A 21,290-nucleotide genomic window follows, 5' to 3' on the forward strand; every position below is an offset into this window, starting at 1 on the left:
ATGAAAGAAGATTCATGTTTACAAATTGGAGGCAAAAACTTCTCAAGTAGGTTGATGGTTGGTACAGGAAAATATACGTCTTCAGAAGTAATGATAGAGAGTTTAGCTAATACTGAATCTGAAATAGTCACTGTCGCAGTGAGAAGAATTCAAAATAATCAAAATGGAGAAAATTTACTGGAAAAAATTGACTGGAAAAAATTCTGGATGCTTCCTAATACTGCTGGTTGTACCAATTCAGACGAAGCAATCAGAATAGCAATTTTAGGAAGAGAACTTGCCAAATTATCAGGTCAAGAAGAAAATAATTTCGTCAAATTAGAAGTTATTCCTGACAAAAAATATTTATTACCTGATCCTATTGAAACCCTTAAAGCAGCTGAAATATTGATAAATAAAGATTTTATTGTTCTTCCATATATAAATGCTGATCCAATATTAGCTAAAAAGTTAGAGGAGATAGGTTGTTCGACTGTGATGCCATTAGGATCACCTATAGGCTCTGGTCAAGGCCTTTTAAATTTATCTAATATATCCATAATCATTGAAAATTCTAATATTCCTGTCATAATTGATGCCGGCATAGGTGTACCTAGTGAAGCTTCTCAGGCTATGGAACTTGGAGCAGATGGAGTTTTAATCAATAGTGCTATCGCATTAGCTAAAAACCCGTTAAAAATGGCTAAAGCGATGAATTATGGTGTAAAAGCAGGAAGAGACGCTTTTTTAGCTGGAAGAATTGAAAAGCAGAAGTTAGCAAACGCTAGTTCACCTGAAAAAAATATTTCAATAAAGTAATTTGATTCTTTAAAAATAATTTTAATATTAAAAAAATTGCAAGAATAGCCAATTTATTAATTAAAGAGAAAAGATTTGAAACTTTTTACAATCTTTTTTCGCATTTTGGAAGCACTCTGTAGTAATTTAATAAATATAAAATGACATTTTAATTCTGGAGTTTTGAGTGAAAGTAATTGTTCTTGGCGGAGATGGTTTTTGCGGTTGGCCTTGTGCGGTGAATTTAGCAGAACAAAATCATGAAGTAATTATAGTTGACAACCTAAGTCGCAGAAAAATAGATATTGATCTTGAAGTGGAATCGTTAACCCCAATTTCTTCAATAAATGAAAGACTTTCTGCATGGGAAGAGACTGGTGGAAAACCAATAAAATTTATTAATATTGATCTTTCGAAACAATATCAAAAATTACTAAATTTACTTATTGAGGAAAAACCTGATTCAATTGTGCATTTTGCTGAACAAAGGGCTGCACCTTACTCAATGAAATCAAGTTTTACCAAAAGATATACAGTTGATAATAATGTGAATGGTACTCATAATTTACTTGCTGCAATTGTAGAAAGTAATTTAGATATTCATATTGTTCATTTAGGAACCATGGGAGTATATGGATATGGATCACATAGAGGTGCAACAATTCCTGAAGGTTATTTAAAAGTTGAAGTGCCTCAACCAGATGGAAGTCGTTTTGAAGAAGAAATTCTTCATCCCGCCAGTCCTGGCAGCGTTTATCATATGACAAAGACATTAGATCAATTATTATTTCTTTATTACAACAAAAACGACTTGATTAGAATCACAGATTTACATCAAGGCATTGTTTGGGGCACAAATACAGAAACAACATTAAAAGATCCAAGATTGACAAATAGATTCGATTACGACGGCGATTACGGTACAGTTCTTAATAGATTTCTCATGCAAGCAGCGATCGGATATCCCCTTACTGTGCATGGGACAGGAGGACAGACAAGAGCTTTTATACATATTAAAGATTCAGTAAAATGCGTCCAACTAGCTCTAGAAAATCCTCCAAAATCTGGCGAACGAGTAAAAATTTTCAATCAAATGACAGAAAGTCACCAGGTTGGAGAATTAGCTAAAAAAGTTGCTTCTCTTACTGGAGCCGAAATCAATTATTTACCAAATCCTCGAAATGAAGCTGTCGAAAATGATTTAATAGTTGATAATAAATGTTTCATAGAATTGGGGCTTAATCCCACCACTCTTGATAATGGCTTATTAGAAGAAGTTGTTGAAGTAGCTAAAAAATACTCTATGAGATGTGATAAAAAAAGAATTCCTTGTATTTCAACTTGGACGAAAAAACAGGCTAAAGCAATAAAAACTAATTAAAAATAGTTTTAATATCTAACTTAAAAAAGTGAAAATAGCATTCTTTACTGAAACTTTTCTACCTAAAGTTGACGGAATAGTAACAAGACTAACTAAGACCATCGAATTTTTAACAAAAAATGGTGATGAAGTTATAGTATTTTGTCCTGAGGGATGTCCTGAATCTTATAAAGGAGCAACAATAGTAGGAGTTGCTGCAATGCCTCTACCTTTATATCCTGAATTAAAATTAGGCTTACCTGGCCCTGCAGTCTCTGATAAGTTAGAAGAATTCAAGCCAGACTTAGTACATGTAGTTAATCCCGCTGTACTTGGACTTGGAGGCATATGGCTAGCAAAAACAAATAATATTCCTCTAATTGCAAGTTACCATACACATCTTCCGAAATATCTTGAACACTACGGAATGGGAATGTTAGAACCCCTTTTATGGGAGTTGTTAAAAGCAGCTCATAATCAAGCCTTATTAAATCTTTGTACCTCAACTGCAATGGTTAATGAACTTGAAGATAAAGGAATACAGAGGACTGCTTTATGGCAAAGGGGTGTCGACACTGAAAACTTCAGACCAGAATTACGAAGCGAAAAAATGAGAGAAAAATTATTTGGAAAATATCAAAATACGGATTCACTTTTGATTTATGTAGGTAGATTATCAGCAGAAAAGCAAATTGAAAGAATTAAGCCTGTATTAGATAATATACCCGGAGCATGTCTCGCTCTAGTAGGAGATGGTCCCTACAGAGGGCAGTTGGAAAAGATTTTTGAAAACACAAAAACAAATTTCATAGGTTACTTATCTGGTAAAGAGCTAGCCAGTGCATACGCATCCGGAGATATATTCTTATTCCCATCAAGCACAGAAACTCTCGGGTTAGTATTGTTAGAAGCAATGGCTGCAGGATGCCCAGTAATAGGTGCTAACAAAGGTGGTATCCCAGACATTATCAATAATGGAATAAATGGTTGTTTATATAACCCAGATGAAAAAGACAATGGAGAAAGAAGTTTAATTGAGGCTACTAAAAAAATCCTTGCAGATAAGAATAAAAAAGAAGCTATGAGAAAAGAAGCTAGGAAAGAGGCTGAACAATGGGACTGGAACCAAGCTACTCTTCAATTACAAAAATATTATGCAGAAACACTTGAAAACATTTCCTAAATTTCTATAAATTAAGCCACATATGGGGGTGGAGTAGGATTAATAAATGTATTAATTGGGAGTATTAAAGTAGCTATATTTTGATTCTTATCGGGCCTCTGTTTTTTAGGAAATCTTTTTCCAAATGGTACTCTAATTACATTAGTCCCTTCAACAGAATTTACCTTTGTATTATTCCCTAAGGAATTATTAACAAAATTTGGTAAATTCAAATTATTAATTGGCAAGCGCTTAACATTACCAGATTTAAAATCTTTGCTCATAGCTTCAAATACCCCAAATAAATTTGATGCTTGATAATAATAATAAAAAAATCTAAAAAAATTCTATAAGAAAATAGTAAATTTTTTATTCAATTTTTACGTTAACTAAAAAACAAGAAGAATGCTAGTCTTTATGCACATTTTTTGTTATCTAAAGAATCTTTATCGTTGACATTACAAGAACAAATTAAATTTCTATCTCCATAAGCATTATCAATTCTTGATACAGAAGACCAGAATTTATGTTCGAATTTACCTTTATACGGATATGCAGCCTTTTCTTTTGAATAAGGATAATTCCAATTATCTGAAATCAACTCATTTATAGTATGAGGAGCATTACTAATTAAATTATTATTTCTGAGATTAATATTATTTTCAATTTCTTCAATTTCTTCGCTTATTAAGAGCATAGCTTCACAAAATCTATTTAACTCCGTCAAACTTTCACTTTCAGTAGGCTCTATCATTATAGTCTCAGGAACTGGCCAACTTATCGTTGGAGCATGAAAGCTATAATCTATTAATCTCTTAGCTATATCATTTACACTTAAACCTGTTTTTGACTTCAACTCTCTAAAATCAAGGATACATTCATGTGCGACAAAATTATTTTGTCCTTTATATAAAATCTTAAATTTATTTTTTAATGTATTAGCAATATAATTTGCTGACAATATTGCATGACTACTGGCCTTTCTTAAACCACTTTGACCAGCCATCTTTATGTACATCCAGCTTATTGGAAGAATGCTTGCACTTCCATGCTGTGAAGAAGATACAGAATAACCGAATTGACTAAAAGTATTATCTTTCAAAGAATGGGAAGGAAGGAAAGGACTTAAAGTTTCAGATGTTGCAACTGGACCAACTCCAGGACCACCACCTCCATGAGGGATACAAAATGTTTTATGTAAATTTAAATGGCAAACATCCACTCCATAATCACCAGGCCTGCATAATCCGACCTGAGCATTAAGATTTGCTCCATCCAAATAAACAAATGCACCAACTGAATGAATTAAGTCACATATTTCTCTGATTTTTAATTCAAAAACTCCATGAGTAGAGGGATAAGTTAACATTAATGCACCAATAGTATTATCAAATTCCTTGACCTTAATTAATAAATCCTCATAAGAAATATTACCCTCAGAATCACATTTAATAGTTACAACATCAAATCCTGCCATCACCGCGCTAGCAGGATTTGTTCCATGAGCACTTTGTGGTATTAGGCATTTTTTTCTTAATAAATCACCTTTTGAAGAGAAGTAAGAATTAATTGCCAATAGACCCGCAAACTCACCTTGAGAACCTGCATTGGGTTGAAATGAAACTGAATTCAAGCCAATTAGGTCACTAATCCATTTCTCAAGATCGCTTATTATTTTTGAATAACCATTTGTTTGATTAGCTGGAGCGAAAGGGTGAATTGACGATAAATTAGCCCATGAAATTGGACTAAGCTCTGCTGCAGAATTTAATTTCATCGTACAACTTCCTAGTGGAATCATTCCATCAACCAGTGAAAAATCTTTCTCAGCAAGCTTAAAAATGTACCTCATTAAATCAGTCTCACTTTGATAATTTTCAAATACATTTTGTTTCATCCATTCTTTATTTCTTAGGGGAATACCCTCAAACTGAAAACAATTATTAAATGTAATGTGCGTTAAATCTTCTTTTCTTCCTAGCCCATTTGCTACGCAAGTTACTATCTTATGGATTTCATTTTTATCAGTAAGCTCATCTAGGGAAATTCCAAATCCTTTAGATTCCTCGATCGATGAACCCAAAGGTAAAATTCTAAAGTTGAATCCGTTTTTTAGAGCTTCTTTATGAATCTTTTCAGATTCCTCACAGTAAATATCAAAACTATCGAACCTACTCCCAAGAGGTATTTTTAAACCTAACTCAGAAAGTAAAGATTCTAGATATCGTCTTAAAACAACTAATCTCTTAGCCATTTTTGTTAATCCTGAAGACCCATGATATGTGGCATAAAAAGAAGATATTATTGCTAATAAAGATTGAGCTGTACAAATATTACTAGTCGCCTTTTCTCTTCTTATATGTTGTTCTCTTGTTTGCAATGCCAATCTCAGCGATTGTTCCCCATTTCTAGATAGAGTTTGTCCTACGATTCTTCCTGGTATAAGTCTTTTATATTTTTCAGTACATGCAAAAAATGCTGCATGAGGACCACCAAAGCCCATTGGGACTCCAAATCTTTGCAAACTTCCTACAGCTATGTCAACTCCAAATTGAGCTATTGGTTTTATTAAAACCTGCGCAAGAGGATCAATAATTGATGTGACCACTATTTCTGCTTTATGAGCTTGGGAGATTAAAAATGTTGGATCAAATAAATCTCCATTTTTACCAGGAAGCTGGATTAAGAGACCAAAAACATCATCATGATTATTAAAGTACTTTTGGTTAAAACGTTTTAACTTAATTCCTAATGGTTTAGCTCTCGTCAATAAAACATTAAATGTATGGTCAAAAACATTTTCATCTACTAAGAAAGTATTTGAAGACTTATTTTTCCTTGAAGAAAAACTCATTGTCATTGCTTCTGCAGCAGCTGTTCCCTCATCTAAAAGAGATGCATTAGCTATGGAGAAACCGGTTAATTCACAAATTAAAGTTTGAAAATTAAACAAAGCTTCTAATCTGCCTTGAGCAATTTCAGCTTGATAAGGGGTATAAGCGGTATACCACCTGGGGTTTTCTAACACATGCCTTTGTACAACTTTAGGGGTATGTGTTCCGTAATATCCAAGTCCAATTAAAGATCTAAATTTATTATTTTTATTAGATATTTCTTCTAATTCGTTCAATGCCTCAATTTCAGAACATCCTTTTGGCAAGACATCTGAACATTTTTCTTTTAACTGAATATCCTCAGGAATAACTTTATGAATAAATTCATCTATATTGTTAAAACCAAGTTTCTGAAGCATTTTTTTTTCATCATTATCCTTCAATCCAAGATGTCTATCAATAAATAAATCCGAGTTACTTTTGGGATTCATATTTAATTTATTTTTCTTTAAAATAGCCGGTTTTTAGAAATTTGCTTTAATTCGGAACAACCTTTGATTTATATTCATCTGAATTCATTAATTCGTCTAACAAAACATTTGATTCTGATTTAATAATTAGCAACCATCCATCACCAATTGGATCATGTTGCAAAATTTCTGGATTATCAATAACTCCTTCATTTACAGAAATCACTTCTCCTGAAAAAGGAAGGTAAACTTCTTCAACAGCCTTGACAGATTCAATTGTTCCAAAAGTTTCTCCTTTTTGTAAATTAGTTCCCTTCTCAACTAATTCAACAAAAACAATGTCTCCTAATTGATCAATAGCAAACTCACTAACACCAATTTTAAACAATCCATTTTCTTCCTGCACATATTCATGTGTATCAGCATATCTTAGGTAATTTGGAAACTTATAAGACATAATAAAATTTATGGAAAAATGAGAGATTCCTTTTCAATTAGATTTTCTTCTAATAATTCAAATACTAATTGAATTAAAGCAATTTTGATGTGAGCAATGTGAGAACCACCTTGAATAAAAATATTAAATGGATCTCTTAAAGGAGCATCAGCTGAAAATTCACTTGTACTTCCTTCAATAAACGTACCTCCAGACATTAATAAATTTGAATCATAACCACTCATTGGAGAAGGAATAACATTTAAAAAAGAATCTATCGGTGAAGAATTTTGAAAGGACTGACATACTTTTTGTATTAAGTGTGGATTATTTAATCTAACTGCTTGAATGATGTCTGATCTGTACGATTTAGGCTCGGGTAAAACAATAAAACCTAGTTTTTTAAATACTGCAGCTACCAAATCAGCACCTTTTAAAGATTCGTGCACCATTTGTGGTGCTAAAAATAATCCCTGCAGAATTAATCTTCCGTAACCAAAATTAATTCCTGCATCGGCACCAATTCCTGGTGCGGTCAATCTACAACATGCCATTTCAACTAATTCATAATCACCTGCAATATATCCGCCAGTAGGAACAATAGTCCCACCCAAATTTTTAATTAGCGATCCAGCGATTATATTTGCGCCATTAATAATTGGTTCACTATCTTCTACAAGTTCTCCATAACAATTATCCACAAAACAAATAGTCTCAGGATTAAGTGAATGAACAAGATTACAAATTTGTTTTATTTGATTATTATTTAAAGATTTTCTCCAACTATAACCACAACTTTTCTGGATAAATACTAGTTTACATTTATTATGTTTAAAAAAATCTACTAATTTATCTTCGTAGGAATTTGTTTTTTCATCCATACTAATTTGACGATATTCAACTCCTAAATCTAATAAAGAACCTTTGCCCTTTCCTCTTATACCGATCACTTCCTCCAATGTATCGTAAGGAGTTCCAGTTACAGATAACATTAAATCCCCTGGCCGTAAAATACCAAAAAGAACGGAGCTTATAGCATGAGTCCCACTTACAAATTGCATCCTGACAGCTGATTTTTCTGCTTGAAAAAATTTTGCAAATACCTCATCAATCTTTTGCCTAGATAAATCATCATGTCCGCTACCTGTAGATTGATTAAAGTGACTAGTTGAGACTTTTTCTTCTTTAAAAATTTTCAAGATATTATTTAATTTGTAATAGATTTGATTTGATCTTTCATTAAAAATACCCTTTAAACCTTCTTCCACAGATATAACCATTTCTTCGGCTAACTTATAATTATAATTTTTATTTTTCATTCTCTTAAACTTTCTTTTTTTGTGAAGCTATATCTCTTAAGTATGTAAGAAAAGTATTGGGTCCTCCTCCATTGAAATAAGAAAGTTTTTTTGAGGTCTCGTAAAGATCTAACAATTCACCATCTAATTCTTCGGCTGTAAAATCTTTTATTCCCGCTATCACTTCTGCAAAACGATCTCTTCTTAGTGTCTTAGAAACTGTGTACGCATCCATAATGATTGTTTTACAAGATCTCCAAGGCCTATTTTGACAAAAATGATCAGAAAGAGCATCACTTAACGCAGACGCTTCAGAATCCTCTATATACCAATCAAATGACAATGGAAGCGGTTTTAATCCAGAAAAAATTTCAAATAATTCTCCAGCTGACAAAGGATTATCAGCATCATTTTTTAATGGAAGAGCAGAATCTTGTAATGACCTCCATAATTCTGGATGATTCTTTTCTAATTGATCCCTTATCGATTCTATGCCTTGATCAAGAATCGTATTAACCTGTGCTAGTGCAAGAAAAACTTCCGGACCAGGCGATGATAACTTTCCATTTCTAAGATTTGAAATCTGAGAATTATGTACTCTTCCTAAATCAAGTATTTCAGAAAGCAAGGGTAAAACCCTGTGAGACCAACCATTCCTCTCATGCCAAAGATGAATCAAATGAGCCATCGCTCTTCGACCCTTCAATAATTTATCGCGATATCCTAAGCTCACGGATAATTAAAATAATCAATAGTATAGTATGATAATATTACATATCGGCCTTTTTGAAAATAGTTTTTCCAATATTATGAAATCAGTTATCTTCCAAGAAACAGCCAAATTAAAAAAACCTGTCCCTGCAGAAAAAGTTATAGAACTTTCGGATAAATTACTTGAACCATCTAGTCACTCTAAGAGATATCCACCAAGATTACACAAAACATGGGGAACAATCTTTTTTATGATTGCCATCCATTTATTATCCTTAGTGGCATTACAACCTCAGTTTTGGAGCATGCCTGCAGTAACTGCATTATTTTTCTTTTACTGGTTGACTGCTTGTCTTGGAGTCACTTTGGGTTATCATCGTTTACTTTCCCATAGATCGTTTGTTGTCCCAAAATGGTTGGAGAGATTTTTTGCTACATGTGGAGCTATCAGCTGCCAGCATGGACCAATAGATTGGGTTGGTCTACACAGGCACCACCACTCTTTCTCAGACACAGAAGTTGATCATCACAATAGTAAGAGAGGATTTTGGTGGAGTCATATGGGTTGGATGTTTAAAGATGTTGAGGCATTAAAAGCAGTACCAAAATTAAGTGCAGATTTAATTAAGGATCCATATTATAGATTCCTTAATAAATATTTTCTCTTTTTACAAATTCCTATTGGCTTATGTTTATATGCGATAGGGCAAAAATTAGGTGTTGGAGGATGGGCATTAGTATTATGGGGAATACCTCTAAGACTTGTAGTGGTTTATCACATTACGTGGTTAGTAAACTCAGCTACCCATTGTTGGGGAAAAGCTCCTTTTGACAGTGGAGATGGATCAAAAAATAATGCTTGGGTTGCAGCTTTAACATTTGGAGAAGGATGGCATAATAATCATCATGCATTTCCTAATTCAGCTAGACAGGGATTATTTAGAGGCCAAATTGATTTAACATGGGAACATATTAAGATTCTTGCCAAATTAGGATTCGCAAAAAAAGTAAAATTACCCTCTAGGTCTTATTATTAAATATATAAATAAATATTTTCATGGCTAAAAGAGTAAAAGTCGTTTTAACAGAATCAGTTGCCACTCTTGGTAGAGATGGTGATGTAGTAGAAGTAGCGCCTGGTTATGCAAGGAATTTTTTATTACCATTTGGTAAAGCAGCTAATGTAACTCCTTCAATTCTGAAACAAATTGAACGAAAAAGAGCAAAAGAAAAAATTGCTGCAGAGAAAGTAAAACAAGAAGCTATTGACTTTAAAACTGCACTAGCAACTATTGGTAGATTTACAATCAAGAAACAAGTTGGAGAAGATGGTGTCCTTTTTGGAACTGTTACTAATGGAGATGTTGCTGAAGCTATAGAGGCAGCTACGAAAAAAGATATTGATAGGAGAGACATAACTGTCCCAGATATTCATAATTTAGGTTCTTTCGTTGCAAAGATAAAACTACATCAAGAAGTAAGTGCGGAAGTAAACATTGAAGTAACAAGTTAATAACTTTGTTGCATTATTCGGAAAAGTAGTCAGAGTATATATCTAAGTCTTTAAGTAAATGGTTTCAGTTCCTTTTTCAAATAATGGGTCTAATAAGAATTTTAAAAAGGACTTTAATAATGAAAACGCTGGTTTAGTTCCTCCCCAAAATATTCAAGCAGAAGAAGCTGTTTTAGGAGGAATCTTACTTGATCCTGATGCGATAGGAAGAATTGCAGACTTGATTAAACCAGAAGCCTTTTATATAAATGCTCATCAAGAGATATATAAAACCGCCTTAATGTTGCATACACAAGGCAAACCTACAGATCTAACTTCAATGAGTGCGTGGCTTGCTGACAATGGATCACTTGAAAAAATTGGAGGGAATTCTAAATTAGTAGAACTTGTAGAAAATGTTTCTTCAACAGCTTCAATAGAACAAGTTGCTAATTTAATTAGTGATAAATTTATAAGGAGGCAACTCATCCGATCTGGGAATGAGGTTGTTCAACTAGGTTTTGATCAAACACAAGAAACCAATGAAGTTTTAGATAAGGCAGAACAGAAAATTTTTGAAATTAGTCAAGAAAAACCAACAAAAGGTCTGACCCAAGCGGCAGAAATTCTTACAAGTACTTTTAATGAAATAGAGTCCAGATCATTAGGAACATCTGTAGCTGGTATTCCAGTAAATTTTTATGACCTTGACGCAATGACTCAAGGCTTTCAAAGGAGTGATCTAATAATTGTGGCAGGAAGACCTTCAATGGGAAAAACTTCAATGGTTTTAAACCTAGCAAAAAATGTAGCTCAATCTCAGGATCTTCCAGTTTGTGTATTTAGCCTTGAGATGAGCAAAGAACAACTTACATATAGATTACTTTCTATGGAAGTGGGTATAGAAAGCGGAAGATTAAGAACCGGAAGACTACAACAAGAAGAATGGCCTTTACTTGGAGAAGGAATTAACTCTTTAGGTCAACTGCCAATTTTTATTGATGATAAGCCTAATTTAAGTGTTTTAGAAATGAGGTCTCTATGCAGAAGATTAATAGCTGAGCAGAAAAAAGAACTTGGATTAATAGTTATTGACTACTTACAACTAATGGAGGGTACAACACCTGATAACAGAGTTCAAGAGCTATCTCGTATCACTAGAGGTCTCAAAAGTATGGCAAGAGAGTTAAAAGTACCAGTAGTTGCTTTATCTCAATTAAGTAGAGGAGTTGAATCAAGAACAAATAAAAGACCTATGTTAAGTGACCTTAGAGAATCCGGATCTATAGAACAAGATGCCGACTTAGTATTAATGATTTACAGAGATGAGTATTACAATCCAGAAACTGAAGACAGAGGAATAACTGAAATTATTGTCACGAAACACAGAAACGGTCCTGTTGGAACTGTTAAATTATTATTTGAACCCCAATTTACAAGATTTAGAAACTTAGCCAACTAATCATCACGATAATGAAAGATCCACAATCCCCAAATGAGTCTTTTGACATTATTGTTATTGGAGGGGGACATGCAGGTTGTGAAGCTGCAATTACGACAGCAAAATTAGGATTTTCTACTGCGTTATTTACAATAAATTTAGATAGGATTGCTTGGCAACCATGTAATCCAGCTGTAGGTGGGCCAGCAAAAAGTCAATTAGTCCATGAGGTTGATGCTTTAGGAGGAATCATTGGACAATTAGCTGATGAAACTGCAATCCAAAAAAGAATTTTAAATGCGAGTAGGGGGCCAGCCGTTTGGGCATTAAGGGCTCAAACAGACAAAAGAGAATACTCTAAACGAATGATAGAAATACTCCAAAACACAGATAATCTTTCGTTAAAGGAGGCTATGATAACTGAATTAGTGATAAAAGAGGCTGAAACTTTTACCAATAACTCAAAGAATAAGACTAAAAAAATCAAAGGTGTAAAAACTTTTTTTGGAACCTACTATTCTGCAAAATCAATAATAATTACTGCAGGAACTTTTTTGGAAGGAAAAATATGGATAGGTAATAAATCAATGTCTGCAGGGAGATCTGGAGAGCAAGCGGCACAAGGATTAACGCAAAGCTTACATAATCTTGGAATAAAAACTGAGCGATTAAAAACTGGAACTCCTGCAAGAGTGGATAAAAAGAGTATTTCTTTTGATGAATTAGATATTCAACCAAGTACAGCTGCAGATAAATATTTTTCGTTTGATCCCAAAATCAAAAACAATATGCCGCAAGTAAGTTGTCACATAACAAGAACAACTTTAAAAACTCATGAATTAATTCGTAATAATTTGCATTTAACTCCAATCTATGGAGGATTTATAGATAGTAAAGGGCCTAGATATTGCCCTTCAATCGAAGACAAGATTGTAAAATTTGCAGACAAAAATTCACATCAAATTTTCTTAGAACCTGAAGGGATAAATACACCAGAAATATACGTACAAGGATTCTCTACTGGGTTACCTGAAAATATTCAATTAGAACTTTTAAGAACATTGCCAGGATTAAATAAATGTAAAATGCTTAGGCCTGCTTATGCTGTTGAATATGAATACATCCCTGCGACACAACTTAAGTCATCATTAGAAACAATTGAGATAGAAAATTTATTTAGTGCTGGACAAATCAATGGAACAACTGGCTATGAAGAAGCTGCTGCCCAAGGATTAGTTGCAGGAATTAATGCAACTAGAAAACTAAATATGAAAGATCCAATAATATTTTCAAGAGAGAGCAGCTATATAGGCACCATGATAAATGACTTAATTACAAGAGATCTTAAAGAACCATATAGAGTCCTCACAAGTAGAAGTGAATATAGACTTACCTTGCGAGGAGATAATGCTGATAGGAGATTAACTCCTTTAGGTTTTGAAATTGGCTTAATAGATGAAAGAAGATGGTTGGCTCATAAGAAAAAAATGAAATCACTTAAAGAAGAAAATTCAAGATTAGAAAATACACGTTTAAAATGTACTGATGAAGTCGCTAAAAAAATAGAGTTAGATAGTGGATCAAAAATTAAAGGATCAACAACATTAAAAGAACTTTTAAAAAGACCCAATCTTCACTATTCTGATTTTATAAAATATGATTTGGTAGATAAAACTCTTCCGATATCAGTAATTGAAGGAGTTGAAATAGATATTAAATACGAAGGCTACCTTAAAAGACAAAAAAATAATATTGATCAGATAAATCGTCAAAGTCTCAAATCACTTTCATCAGAAATTAACTATGACCAAATAGATACTTTATCTCTAGAAGCCCGTGAAAATTTAAATAAAATAAAACCTACTAATTTTGGTGATGCATCCAAGATACCCGGTGTAAGTAAAGCTGATTTAACAGCATTACTAGTTTGGCTCAAAATTAAGGAACTAAAAAAAGAAAACACAACTAGCTTTGCTGAAAAAAAGTTATCATCATAAAAGATATTGGTAACAGCTCTGAATAATAAACTCTTCAACTCACCAAAAATTTTATGGGAAGAGAAAGCTACTGCCTTTTTAGTCGCAAATGCTTTACCAAAAATATCTGGGGCATGGAAATTAATGTTACTAGGGGATGGAAGTCCAACAAGACATTTACAACTTTTAACTAATCACGAAACAAAAATCAGATTAATATCTATGCAGATAGATCCTCTATTTAAAAAAGAGGGTCCAAGAGAAATCGATCAATTAAAAGAACCCTTAATTAGAAGGCAAGTTTGGATTAGAAATCAAAACAAAAATCTTGCCTGGGCTGAAAGTTGGTGGAATTCAGAACAAGTCAGTCAAAATTTAAAATCAAAAGAAGAACCAATCTGGAAAAACTTAACTCAAGATAGATCAGAATTATTTAGAGAAGTGGACAGCATTTCAATAGTTAATTCAAATTGGTTAGAGGAAGAATTTTGTTTTGAAGGCCCATTTTGGTCAAGAAATTACAGATTTTTTCGTAATAAAAAACCTCTAACTATTATTCGCGAAGTCTTCAATCCTCTTTTAGAAACTTGGTTAGGACCATCAGGAATTCAAAATTTCTCTAATCTATATTCTTCTTCGTCTAGACCTCGGAATACTTCTTCCATTATTTGAAACGCTTTTTGGATTATCTTGATTTACATTAATCTCATTGATTTTTTCAGAAGATCTTTGCCATCTATCAACTTTTAAATCTGAATCATCCGGCCATTCATCAAAAGAGTTTGATTTTCCATAAGGCAACTTCTTTTGTTCGTCTATCTGTATACTTTTAGGTTGCCTTAAAGATAAAGCCTCTAAAGGACGCTTAGAAAATGGTTTCTCAAGATCAATAAATTTAGATTCTCTTGAAAAAGATTTAATATCTTGTGCCTCTTCATAACTATTTTCCTGATCAGACCAATCATCGTCTTCTTCTTCAAAAAACATATCCATTTTATCGGATACCCATCTTCCGACATTTTTAACATTCCTGCGAGATATTCCTTGAAAATCAGTACTTCTTTTTTTACCGGGTCTAGAACCTGATACACCATCGACAAATTGTCTGCCTGTTTCAAAAATTTTATCAACTTGTTTATCAAGTATTGTTCTATCAAAATTATTTCTAAAGTTTCTAGGTCTGCGAGAATTCATAAATTATCTTTGTTTTTAAATATCAAGTTACAACAACATAATAGGAAATTCTAAATAAAGAAACAAAATCACATTTTTCAAATTATCAATCAAACAAAATTAGACAGTTTTTATTCCAGGATCCATTAAAGAACAAATTACAACATTTCTTACAAGCAATATTTTTAATTCTTTTTCTATACATATATTTCTCCCCACAATTTAAACATTTGCCGGTATATTTTAATGCCTTTCTTTCAACAGGAAAATTATGTCTAATACTTATCTGAAAATTATTTTCTACTTTGTTAATTTCATTCATCTTACTCAAAAAATTTGGTCCATGTATCTCATTAATATTCAAAATCCTATCTACCCATGCATGAATCATTTCATGACATAAAGTACTATGAATTTCATTACACGATAATTTACTTAAAATTGGCTTTGACAAAATTATTTCAGAATCAATTACTCCTTTAAGTTGTTTACGCTTATAAAAACCTGCAGTTGTTTTTAATCTATTATCGCTCCATCTAACCTTTACTAAAGGTTCTCTATTAGTTGTTAAAGATTGATCAAAAAATTGCCTATTAAACTTATGAAATACTGGTAAAAGAGGAATTAGAGACATTAACAATTAAATTTAGTATTATTTTGACAAAAAAAGTCATCAATGACGATTTATTTTCTTAAAATTAAAGAAAACTGATTACAAAATGGATGCATTACTAGTTAAAGATATTGGTATAAAAGCTTTATTGGTTGGTGGAGCAGTACTTGTTTCTTTTTGGACCTTCAATGCTGTTAAACTTGTTATAAGCGCTAGAGGAATTAATCCATTAGTTCGGAAATTTTTTGATCAAGTGGCAGCAGGTAGAATTGACGCTGCATATGGACTTACTACTAAAACTTATAAAACACATGTAAAACGTCAAGACTTTTTAAAATTTTTAGCTGGCTTAAATTTAAATAAGTATAGAAATCTAAAGTCAGGTAGACCAAGAGTTCAAGAAGATCAAATCATAATTACTTTAAATTTAAAATCTGAGGATAAGAAAGATGAGCTTCCCTTAGATTTTACTTTTTCAAAAAGTGATAAAGATTGGAAGATAGACAGAATAGCTAAAGTAAATTAGGAAAGGTTCAAAAACTTGTGAAACATGAAGAACTTCGGAAAGAAGAAATAATAAAAAAATTAGAATTACACCCAAGCAGATTAGATAAAGAAAAAATCATTTTAGAAGCAATGGAAAATGGGCTGAATGATTTTTTTGAGGGAATAACTATGGCCTTAGATCCTTTAGTAACTTTTGGTGTAAAGCAAGTACCTGAAAAAAAAGAAGAGGCATCTGGTCAAGGATGTAAATGGAGTATTTTTAAAGTATTAACAAATCAATTAATCAAAAGAGAACTTACTGGGCATGCCGCTAGAGATGCGATCAATTTAGTTATGAAATCTGCAACTAAAGAACAATGGAACGGATTTTATAGACGAGTATTGATTAAAGATCTTCGTTGTGGGGTTTCTGAAAAAACAATAAACAAAGTTGCAAAAAAATTTCCAAAGTATGCTATACCTATCTTCTCATGTCCCCTTGCACATGACAGCGCAAACCATGAAAAGAAAATGATAGGGAAGAAACAAATTGAGATTAAATTAGACGGAGTCAGAGTATTAACAATTATTAGAAAAAATAAAGTAGAAATGTTTTCTCGAAACGGAAAACAATTTAATAACTTTGGTCATATCATTACAGAAATAGAAAAAGTATTAGAGAAACATCCTGCCCCCTACGATTTAGTCTTAGACGGTGAAGTAATGAGTGCTAATTTTCAAGACCTAATGAAGCAAGTACATAGAAAAGATGGCAAACAATCCAAAGATGCAGTTTTACACTTATTTGATTTATGTCCAATTAAAGATTTCAAAAAGGGTTTATGGGAAAAAGATCAAACTACTAGAAGTATGTTGGTAAAAGATTGGGTAGCAAAAAATGCAACTCTTTTAAAACATGTCCAAACACTTGAATGGGAAAATGTTGATTTAGATACTCCTGAAGGACAAAGTAGATTTGTAGAACTTAACAAATCAGCGGTAGAGGGAGGATATGAAGGCGTGATGATTAAAAATCCTCATGGGTGGTATGAATGCAAAAGAACACATAATTGGTTAAAAGCAAAACCATTCATAGAAGTTACCTTAAGAGTTGTAGCAATAGAGGAAGGGACAGGCAGAAACGAAGGCAGACTTGGAGCAATCCTGGTTGAAGGTAATGATGATCAATATAATTATCGTCTTAATTGCGGGAGTGGATTTAGTGATTCTCAACGTGAAGAATATTGGAGTAGAAAAGATAAACTAATCGGCCAAATGGTAGAAATCAGAGCTGATGCAAGAACTCAATCTCAAGATGCTGAAACATTCAGTCTCAGGTTCCCAAGATTCAAGTGCTTTAGAGGTTTCGAACCAGGTGAAAAAATATAATTTCAAGGTAATTCGTTTCATAGAAGTCAATATTTAAGCCAGCAGTAAATTATGAAAAACTAAAAAAGTAGATAATGAAATAAACTATTAATGATTAATAAATTACTACCTAGGGATATTGATTTTATGGATAACAAAAACCTTTTCAAATATATTAAAACCCCTTGCGGTCAGGCAAAATATGTAGAATTACAATCTAATAAAAGTTTGTTTGGAAAATTAAGACTTTTTTGGTTTGTAATTATTGCTTCTATAAGAGATTGGAATATTAGAGACTAATGTCTTTTGACTCATTAATATATTCTTTGGCATACTTTGCTGAAAAATAAACAACCATCAAAGTAGAAACCACACTTATAATTGTTATAAATAAATTATTTGTTGGCTGTAAATTTTTTAAATCCTGCAAACTTTTTGCCAAGCTCCCTATAGAACAATAAAGAAATGTTCCAGGAATGATTCCTAAAAGACCAAGAGCAAAGTTTCTAAATTTAATATTATTTAACCCATAAAAATAATTAAGAATACTAAAAGGAAAGAGAGGAGAAAGTCGCGCTAAAAGGATTAATTTGAGACCACCTTTCTGCACTACTTGTTCCATAAGACTTAATCTGGGGAAACGATTAATAACTTTTTTAAGCTTTATTGATAAAAAACTTTTTGAAATAAAGAATGCTACTGAAGCACCAATAACTGCAGCAAAAAAAACTATTATTGAACCGAAATAAGAACCATATAAAAAACCAGATAATAAAGATAACCAAGAGGCAGGAAGAATTAATAAAACAATGAAAATATATAAAAGGATAAAAGCAAAAATCCCAATATTTGTATTAAAAAAATAGGCTATGTCATAGATATTTTCAAAAAAAGAAGTCATATCATTTTAATAATTTAAGTTTTTTATTTATTCTTTCCGATTGCAAATTTCCTTCTTTCAACTTGGCAAAACATTCCTCAACAATATCTTTAGGAGCTTTGTCTATAAAATTTTTGTTGGATATTCTCTTATTTAATGTTTCTATATCAGAATTAACTTTTTGCAGGTCCTTAGTAAGTCTATCCTTTAAAGCTTCTAGATTTACAAAATCACTAAAGGGTAAATAAACTTCTATTTCACCAATAATTCCAGAAAAAGACTTAGCAAAGTCGTTTTTATCGATATCCTTAGATTTACAAATAAAAACTTCAGATGACTTAGTAAAAGTTTTAATATCAACTATTAAAGTTTTCAAAAAGTTAGTTAATTCAACATTATCTGAAATCAAGTAAACAGGAACCAGTTGAGATGGCTTAAGTCCTAACTCAACCCTAAGATTTCTAATCAATCTAATTATTTCAAAGAGCTCTTGAAAGGATTTATCTATTTGAGAATTTATATATTTTTTTTCTAATACAGGCCATTTCTGAAGAGATAATAAAATTTGTTCAGGTTTTTTTTGCAATTTATGCCAAAGTTCTTCAGTGATATGTGGCATAAAGGGATGCATCATAACCAACACATCAGTTAGTACTTTAATTAATATTTTTTCAGATAATTTTCTGTTGTGGGATTCTTTATTATTGAATTTTTGTTTTGCAAATTCAACATACCAATCACAAAAGTCATTCCATGCAAATTCATATAATAATTTTGCAGATTCGCCTAATTTATATTCAATTAAAAGATTAGATACTTTTGTATTTAACTGATTTAATTTTGATAAAATCCACTTGTCAGATAATTCTAAATATTTTTCATCACTCTCATTTAAAGAATAATTTTCAGAAAAAGTTTTATTTATTAAAACAAATTTAGTAGCATTCCAAAGTTTATTTGCAAAATTCCTTGATGCTTCAACTGTTGAAGAAGTATTTTCTTTCCTATCAAAGTCAAGCCTTATATCCTGACCAGCGCCAGCGACTTCACGAAGTAAAGCAAATCGTAAAGCATCAGAACCATATTTATCAATCAACAGTAAAGGATCAATTCCGTTACCTGAACTTTTACTCATTTTTTTATTATTTTCATCTCGAACTAAACCATGAATATAAACATCTTTGAATGGAATATTATTCGTAAAAGTTTTCCCCATCATTGTCATTCTTGCTACCCAAAAGAAAATAATATCGAAACCAGTAACTAAAACACTATTTGGATACCATTTTTTAAAATCTGCATCATTGATATTAGGCCACCCCAATGTAGAAAAAGGCCATAAACCACTTGAAAACCAAGTATCTAAAACATCCTTATCACGAATAAGTTGCAAATTAGACCCAAATTCTTTAATAGCTTTGCTTAATGCTTCTTTCTCATTTCTGGCAACAACATATGGAGTATTTTGATCTATTGAATCTTCTGATTGTTTTAATACATACCATGCAGGAATTTGATGTCCCCACCATAATTGTCTACTAATACACCAATCATTGATATTATCTAACCAATCTTTATAAACTTTCTCCCAACGCTGAGGAATAAAGGTAGGCTTTTTAGAATCTAGTTCTTTTAGACAACTTGAAGAAATATTGTCCATTTTCAAAAACCACTGGGTTGACAATAATGGCTCAATTGGGACTTTTCCTCTATCAGAAAAAGGTACTGTATTTTTATAGTTTTCTATTTTAGTTAATAAACCTAAAGTATCTAATTCCTTTATGATTTGTTTTCTAGCATCAAATCTATCTAAATCCTGAAACTTTCCTGCATTAATATTAAGAGTTCCATCTTTATTCATTATATTGATTTGCTTTAAATTATTCCTTTTGCCGATAGCAAAATCATTAGGATCATGAGCTGGGGTAACCTTTACACAACCTGTACCAAAATCCTTATCAACATGTATGTCAGAAATAACAGGTATTTCTCTATCAACAAAAGGTACTTTCACTTTTTTAGCAATATATTTTTTATATCTTTCATCGTTTGGGTTTACAGCTAAAGCGGTATCTCCCAATAAGGTTTCAGGTCGAGTTGTTGCGACCTCTAAATATTCATCTAAGATTTGACCCTGATCAGAAATTAGTGGATATTTAAAATGCCATAAATATCCATTAACCTCCTGCATTTCAACTTCAAGATCACTAACTGCTGATTGAGATGCTGGACACCAATTAACTAAATATTCACCTCTATAAATTAGTTTTTTCTCATGCAAAATATTAAATGCTTCAACAACTGCTTCATTCAATTTTTCATCTAAAGTAAATCGTTCCCTTTCCCAGTCTACGGAATACCCAATCCTCTTTAATTGGGATATTATTTTACCCCCACTTTGCTCTTTCCAAATCCAGGCTCTTTTTAAAAATTCCTCTCTGCCAATATCTTCGCTATTTTTACCCTCAGTTTTTAATTGTTTTTCAAGAATAGTTTGAACGGCTATTGAAGCATGATCGGTACCAGGTAAACATAAAACATTTTTACCAAGAAGTCTTTGAAAACGAATAATCACGTCTATTAATGCAGTATTGAAAGCATGGCCCATATGCAAAGACCCTGTCACATTTGGAGGCGGAATAACTATACAAAAAGGGTCCCCTTTATCACTAGGATTAGGACTAAATGCTCTTAAACTATCCCATTGCTTTTGCCATTTTTGTTCTACCTGTGAAGGCAAATAATTATTTAATGTAAGTTCATCATTCGACTCATTCATTTGCAATAGTTATTTCATTAGCTTTTTACTTATT

At 32.1% G+C, this 21,290-nt stretch carries 20 protein-coding genes; 11 read left to right on the top strand and 9 right to left on the bottom strand.

Annotated features, from left to right (window positions below):
* The 3 genes from ACTF45_RS01080 to ACTF45_RS01090 all read left to right on the top strand — a co-directional run bounded on the left by ACTF45_RS01080 (position 1) and on the right by ACTF45_RS01090 (position 3,320).
* Positions 1–798, top strand: coding sequence for a thiazole synthase (locus tag ACTF45_RS01080; protein ID WP_288346600.1), 798 nt, complete (start codon positions 1–3; stop codon positions 796–798).
* A 166-nt stretch (positions 799–964) separates the two neighbouring features.
* Positions 965–2,158, top strand: a complete 1,194-nt coding sequence (locus ACTF45_RS01085) for an NAD-dependent epimerase/dehydratase family protein (RefSeq protein WP_288346599.1) — start codon at positions 965–967, stop codon at positions 2,156–2,158.
* A gap of 28 nt (positions 2,159–2,186) precedes the next feature.
* Positions 2,187–3,320, top strand: coding sequence for a glycosyltransferase family 4 protein (locus ACTF45_RS01090; RefSeq protein ID WP_288346598.1), 1,134 nt, complete (start codon positions 2,187–2,189; stop codon positions 3,318–3,320).
* 11 nt (positions 3,321–3,331) lie between these two features.
* Here the strand turns inward: ACTF45_RS01090 and ACTF45_RS01095 are convergent, their stop codons facing one another.
* From ACTF45_RS01095 to ACTF45_RS01115, 5 genes are all read right to left on the bottom strand, one after another.
* On the bottom strand, positions 3,332–3,583 hold the full coding sequence (locus ACTF45_RS01095; RefSeq protein ID WP_288346597.1) for a hypothetical protein: 252 nt from the start codon (positions 3,581–3,583) through the stop codon (positions 3,332–3,334).
* 131 nt (positions 3,584–3,714) lie between these two features.
* Positions 3,715–6,624, bottom strand: coding sequence for an aminomethyl-transferring glycine dehydrogenase (gene gcvP, locus ACTF45_RS01100; RefSeq protein WP_288346596.1), 2,910 nt, complete (start codon positions 6,622–6,624; stop codon positions 3,715–3,717).
* A 46-nt stretch (positions 6,625–6,670) separates the two neighbouring features.
* Positions 6,671–7,060, bottom strand: a complete 390-nt coding sequence (gene gcvH, locus ACTF45_RS01105) for a glycine cleavage system protein GcvH (protein WP_438949189.1) — start codon at positions 7,058–7,060, stop codon at positions 6,671–6,673.
* 8 nt (positions 7,061–7,068) lie between these two features.
* Entirely contained in the window at positions 7,069–8,358 is a 1,290-nt protein-coding gene (locus tag ACTF45_RS01110; RefSeq protein WP_288346594.1) for an aminotransferase class I/II-fold pyridoxal phosphate-dependent enzyme, read from the bottom strand.
* 4 nt (positions 8,359–8,362) lie between these two features.
* Positions 8,363–9,070, bottom strand: coding sequence for a hypothetical protein (locus tag ACTF45_RS01115; RefSeq protein ID WP_288346593.1), 708 nt, complete (start codon positions 9,068–9,070; stop codon positions 8,363–8,365).
* Between the two features lie 76 nt (positions 9,071–9,146).
* Here ACTF45_RS01115 and ACTF45_RS01120 point away from each other — a divergent pair, with 76 nt between their 5' ends.
* From ACTF45_RS01120 to ACTF45_RS01140, 5 genes are read left to right on the top strand one after another with little or no spacing between them, the layout of a single operon-like run.
* Positions 9,147–10,085, top strand: coding sequence for an acyl-CoA desaturase (locus ACTF45_RS01120; protein WP_438949190.1), 939 nt, complete (start codon positions 9,147–9,149; stop codon positions 10,083–10,085).
* 20 nt (positions 10,086–10,105) lie between these two features.
* The gene (gene rplI / locus ACTF45_RS01125) at positions 10,106–10,561 is read left to right on the top strand and encodes a 50S ribosomal protein L9 (protein WP_011133300.1); all 456 of its coding nucleotides are present in this window, start codon (positions 10,106–10,108) and stop codon (positions 10,559–10,561) included.
* A gap of 58 nt (positions 10,562–10,619) precedes the next feature.
* Positions 10,620–12,002: a replicative DNA helicase gene (dnaB, locus tag ACTF45_RS01130; protein ID WP_011133301.1), complete on the top strand. Its 1,383-nt coding sequence runs from the start codon at positions 10,620–10,622 to the stop codon at positions 12,000–12,002.
* An 11-nt stretch (positions 12,003–12,013) separates the two neighbouring features.
* Entirely contained in the window at positions 12,014–13,978 is a 1,965-nt protein-coding gene (mnmG, locus tag ACTF45_RS01135) for a tRNA uridine-5-carboxymethylaminomethyl(34) synthesis enzyme MnmG (RefSeq protein ID WP_288346591.1), read from the top strand.
* Between the two features lie 6 nt (positions 13,979–13,984).
* On the top strand, positions 13,985–14,629 hold the full coding sequence (locus ACTF45_RS01140) for a chorismate lyase (RefSeq protein WP_288346590.1): 645 nt from the start codon (positions 13,985–13,987) through the stop codon (positions 14,627–14,629).
* Here ACTF45_RS01140 and ACTF45_RS01145 read toward each other — a convergent pair.
* Both ACTF45_RS01145 and ACTF45_RS01150 read right to left on the bottom strand, forming a co-directional pair.
* On the bottom strand, positions 14,582–15,151 hold the full coding sequence (locus ACTF45_RS01145; RefSeq protein ID WP_438949191.1) for an RNA helicase: 570 nt from the start codon (positions 15,149–15,151) through the stop codon (positions 14,582–14,584). The two genes, ACTF45_RS01140 and ACTF45_RS01145, sit on opposite strands and share 48 nt — an antisense overlap.
* Before the next feature lie 85 nt (positions 15,152–15,236).
* Positions 15,237–15,764 (bottom strand): SprT family zinc-dependent metalloprotease, encoded by a 528-nt coding sequence (locus ACTF45_RS01150; protein ID WP_438949192.1) that lies wholly within the window; start codon positions 15,762–15,764, stop codon positions 15,237–15,239.
* Between the two features lie 85 nt (positions 15,765–15,849).
* Between ACTF45_RS01150 and ACTF45_RS01155 the strand changes: the two genes are divergently transcribed.
* From ACTF45_RS01155 to ACTF45_RS01165, 3 genes are all read left to right on the top strand, one after another.
* Positions 15,850–16,269, top strand: coding sequence for a hypothetical protein (locus ACTF45_RS01155; RefSeq protein ID WP_288346587.1), 420 nt, complete (start codon positions 15,850–15,852; stop codon positions 16,267–16,269).
* A gap of 17 nt (positions 16,270–16,286) precedes the next feature.
* Positions 16,287–17,618 carry an ATP-dependent DNA ligase gene (locus ACTF45_RS01160; RefSeq protein WP_438949193.1) on the top strand — a complete coding sequence of 444 codons (1,332 nt, stop codon included), beginning with the start codon at positions 16,287–16,289 and terminating at the stop codon, positions 17,616–17,618.
* 90 nt (positions 17,619–17,708) lie between these two features.
* Positions 17,709–17,897 (top strand): hypothetical protein, encoded by a 189-nt coding sequence (locus ACTF45_RS01165; RefSeq protein ID WP_438949330.1) that lies wholly within the window; start codon positions 17,709–17,711, stop codon positions 17,895–17,897.
* Here the strand turns inward: ACTF45_RS01165 and ACTF45_RS01170 are convergent.
* Both ACTF45_RS01170 and ACTF45_RS01175 read right to left on the bottom strand, forming a co-directional pair.
* Positions 17,887–18,498 carry a TVP38/TMEM64 family protein gene (locus tag ACTF45_RS01170; RefSeq protein ID WP_288346584.1) on the bottom strand — a complete coding sequence of 204 codons (612 nt, stop codon included), beginning with the start codon at positions 18,496–18,498 and terminating at the stop codon, positions 17,887–17,889. The genes ACTF45_RS01165 and ACTF45_RS01170 overlap by 11 nt on opposite strands.
* A 1-nt stretch (position 18,499) precedes the next feature.
* Positions 18,500–21,256 carry a valine--tRNA ligase gene (locus ACTF45_RS01175; protein ID WP_438949194.1) on the bottom strand — a complete coding sequence of 919 codons (2,757 nt, stop codon included), beginning with the start codon at positions 21,254–21,256 and terminating at the stop codon, positions 18,500–18,502.
* Positions 21,257–21,290 lie beyond the last annotated feature (34 nt).

Origin of the sequence: Prochlorococcus sp. (assembly GCF_965655815.1) — a bacterium.
Lineage (GTDB): Bacteria > Cyanobacteriota > Cyanobacteriia > PCC-6307 > Cyanobiaceae > Prochlorococcus_A > Prochlorococcus_A pastoris.